Here is a 3723-nt window from a genome sequence, read left to right as displayed (position 1 = left end):
GCTCACGCATCTGTTCAATTAATACTTTCAACTCTACTGCACTGGCAGTAACGTCGGTATTAATAGATTTTGAGCCTAATGTATTCGCTTCACGATTAAATTCTTGCATCATGAAATCTAAACGACGGCCTTGAGCACCACCTTTTTTCAATATCTTTTTGGTTTCGCTAACATGGCTGTTTAAACGGTCGAGCTCTTCAGCAACATCCATTTTTTGCGCTAATAGCACTAACTCTTGCTCAACACGGCCAGAGTCTAAATCGATTTTAGCATCGGTGAATTTTTCAATGATACGATTACGCTGCCAAGCAATTACTTCTGGCATATACGTTTGTACTTTATCGGCTTCAGCAGATATAGCATCAAGGCGCTGTTCAATCATCACCTTAAGGTTTGCACCTTCACTAGCGCGGGCTTCAATAAAGTCTTTAAGTGCTTGGTCAAAAGCGGCTAGTAATTCTGCTTGAATGGCCGACATATCGCTTTCAGGTGCTTCCATAACACCAGGCCAGCGCATTACTTCAATCGGGTTAACTTGACTATTCAGCGTGTGTCCATTAATCCAGTTAGCATGCTCAATAAGTTGCAAAGCGAGTTTTTCATTTAGCGCTAATTCACTTTTGTTGGCTGGGTTGGCGTTGAAACGTAAGTTACATTCTACCTTGCCGCGATTAAGTTGTTTGCGAAAACGTTCACGTAAAACTGGCTCTATACCACGGAATTGCTCAGGTAAACGGAAATAAGTTTCTAGAAACCTTTGATTTACCGAGCGGATTTCCCATACTGCATTGCCCCAATCGCCTTTAATTTCGATGCGAGAAAAAGCAGTCATACTGTAGATCATGGTAAGCCTTATTATTAATGTCACTGATTAAATTGGATTATGCCTGAGCTCGGCACATCTAGCCAGAAATTCAGTGTTTAATGAATAGCCTTATTGCTCTGTTACTGTATAGCTAAGGAGCCGTTAAGGAGTAAATTCCATCTGGCCAAAGTTAGCAGCAAAATCGACACACCAAACACTGAGACCACTAAGTTCATCTAAGCTTTTATTTTGTGGCAGTTTTATCATTATGCTAGCGTTATCAAAGGTTTTTCCATTAATTTGTTGCCCTATAGGAAAAGCCTCTTCATTTGCATATTGATGATTTTTAGCGCCGTAGAAGTAAACATCTGGACCACCGCCATCATAACTAAATTGAGTTATTTCGATGGTGCAGTCATCAATGATTGTTGCCTTACCCGATACATTGTGAGCAAAAGTATTGAAGAAGCCACTATGACCAACTTTTTCGTGTGTAGTGGTGCAAGTTGTTAAATTGTTATTACTGATTTGACTTAGTGTTAACTGAAAGTGTTCGATGGCCATTGTCGCAGAAATAAGTTCTTGGTTAGCGGCACCACTTTGACCGACAAGTTCAGCAGTCTGTTGTACAAAATCACTGGCAGAAAAGTCAATATTCAAATTAGCGGCTAATTGGTGAGTAGACTCGGTAATTTCGATACCGTTACTGGCGTCGCCATCAAAATCTAGGCTTTGCAATAGCCGCAATAAGTTAACCACTTCAATTTTATTAATATCATTGGTTTGATAGAGCTCTAACGGTGTTAAGTAGAGAGCGGCAAGTGTACTAGGCAGTTCAATGCCACCGATTGAGAACGTGATCATTTCATCTTTTTGAAAGCGAAATTCGCCAAGTCCATTAGTTTGGCCGCTTTGACTAGCGGTTATATAATTTAGTCCAGTGACAGCGGAGTCTAGAAATATACCTGTATAAGTAGTAGGTGGTGTCGGGATCAAGTTAGCTTGTGTTTCTGTACCCTTGTCATCTGAGCCGCAAGCGGTTAAAAGTAAAACTAATGTGCTTAAAAGTAGTATTTTGTCGGTCATATCCAGTCACCAATAATGATTATTATATAAGGTAACCCGATATTGACGGTATTTATTCACAGAAATATCACAAGTTGATAGTTTTTTAATTTTTCTACGAATGTGACTTAATTATTAAGGCTTATTAGATAATGCTAACCAATGAGCTTTTATTTTATCGGCTACCCGAAAAGCATTGGCATAAATGGTAAAAGTGTACGGCACGCTACCGCCAGTAGGCATAAATGAGCCATCGGTGATATACAAGTTATCTACTTCATGGGCTTGGCAGTTTTTATTAAGTACAGAGGTTTTTGGATCATTACCAAAACGACAACCACCAGCCATTAAGTTTGTTGATGGATAACCACTGACTGAGGAGGAAACATTTTTTGCTCCTAAGGCTTCTAACAATTTCTCTGCTTTTTGCGATAGGTATTCACCTACTTCAAGGTCGTGGTCATGATAACCAATACGGACTTTAGCGACCGGATCGCCCCATTGATCGGTGACTTCGTTATCTAAACTGACAAAACAATCGTCTGTGGGCAGCCAATCATTAAACACTTCAAAGCGCAGGGTTTTATAGCTGGTGAATTCTGTTTTTAAGCTTTGCTTAAGATCTTCACCCCAGAGTAATTTGTCACTACCTTCTTCATCAAGGCCCCATTGTGTGCCTTGTGCTCTTGCGATAGGGTTTTGGTGAAATAAGAAATCGATAGTGCCACCTTTGGCTTGGCCTTTTTTATTGGCGCCAGTGAAGTTTTTATCAGCAATTTGATACCAGTCTTGAAGCGCGCGATTAATAAAGGGACCGACTTGCTTTAATTCGTTAACTTTTTTCTCGGATAAATCAGCATAATTAAAGTCACCTTGGCCAGTACCACCACCACTAAATAGTAAGTTTTTTCCTACTTGGCCGCTATTATTCGCTAGACCTTGAGGGAATTTTTCACCGGTTGAAGCTAGCAATAAGCGAGAAGTTTCTACTGCCTGACAGGCAACGACATATATTTTGGCACTGACTGATTTCTTACGACCGATTTTATCGTAATAATGTACGCCAGTAATTTTACCGTCTTTATCACTGGCAATTTTATAGACCTTAGCATTGGCCTTTATCGTGCAATTACCCGATGCTACCGCATGGTTTAACAACGCAGCTCTACCACTGCCTTTAGCGCCAGAAGAGCAGCCATAACTACTGCAGTAACCAGAATATTCGCAACTGCGTCTGCCCATGGCAGGTTCAGATAAAATGGCTCTGGGTACAGGAATGGCGTGATAGCCTATTTTTTTTGCCGCTTTATCTATCCATGATGACATGGGTAATTCAGCAATTGGCGGATAGGGGAAGTCTGTTGAGCGTGGCTCTTGATGAGGGTGTTCAACCACACGGCCAGACACGCCAACTTCACGCTCTACTTTGGCATAATAAGGTTCAAGTTCATCATAGCTAATCGGCCAATCGGCGATATTAGCGCCTTTTATTCCACCAAACTTAGATTTTAAGCGAAAATCTATTGGCTTTAACCGGTGAAAGTAACCACTCATAAAGTTAGAAGAGCCACCGACAACATTGCCATTCCACCAACTCCAACCCGAATCACTGGTTTTTTCACCTTGCCAAAAAGGCTTATCATTTTCATCAAGATATTCTTCTTCAATAACGTGCTGTTCATCACTCAACTTAGGATTGTAAGCATCATGAATACTGATGGTCAGTTCGTCTTTGAAGAATTCTTTTTCCGTCAACCAAGGGCCTTTTTCAAGCACTAATACTTTAGCGCCTGCTGGTGCTAGTTGATGGGCAATAGGGGAGGCGCCAGCACCGCTACCTATGATGCAAATAT

Annotated in this window: 3 protein-coding genes; all 3 read right to left on the bottom strand. The window is 41.0% G+C overall.

Annotated elements, in window-relative coordinates:
- The coding region (locus HRT50_RS18280) for a YicC/YloC family endoribonuclease (RefSeq protein ID WP_291617170.1) at positions 1 to 844 on the bottom strand (844 nt) is incomplete at its 3' end.
- Positions 845 to 967: 123 nt separating this feature from the next.
- On the bottom strand, positions 968 to 1891 hold the full coding sequence (locus HRT50_RS18275; protein ID WP_291617168.1) for a DM13 domain-containing protein: 924 nt from the start codon (positions 1889 to 1891) through the stop codon (positions 968 to 970).
- A gap of 114 nt (positions 1892 to 2005) precedes the next feature.
- On the bottom strand, positions 2006 to 3721 hold the full coding sequence (locus tag HRT50_RS18270) for a GMC family oxidoreductase (protein WP_291617165.1): 1716 nt from the start codon (positions 3719 to 3721) through the stop codon (positions 2006 to 2008).
- Positions 3722 to 3723: the final 2 nt, after the last annotated feature.

It is taken from the genome of Colwellia sp. (assembly GCF_013215345.1).
GTDB lineage: Bacteria > Pseudomonadota > Gammaproteobacteria > Enterobacterales > Alteromonadaceae > Colwellia.
This window is presented reverse-complemented; position numbering and strand designations above follow the sequence as displayed.

Excerpts from the sequence above, each read along its gene's own strand:
- HRT50_RS18275 (WP_291617168.1), bottom strand. The coding sequence starts at position 1,891 with ATGACCGACAAAATACTACTTTTAAGCACATTAGTTTTACTTTTAACC.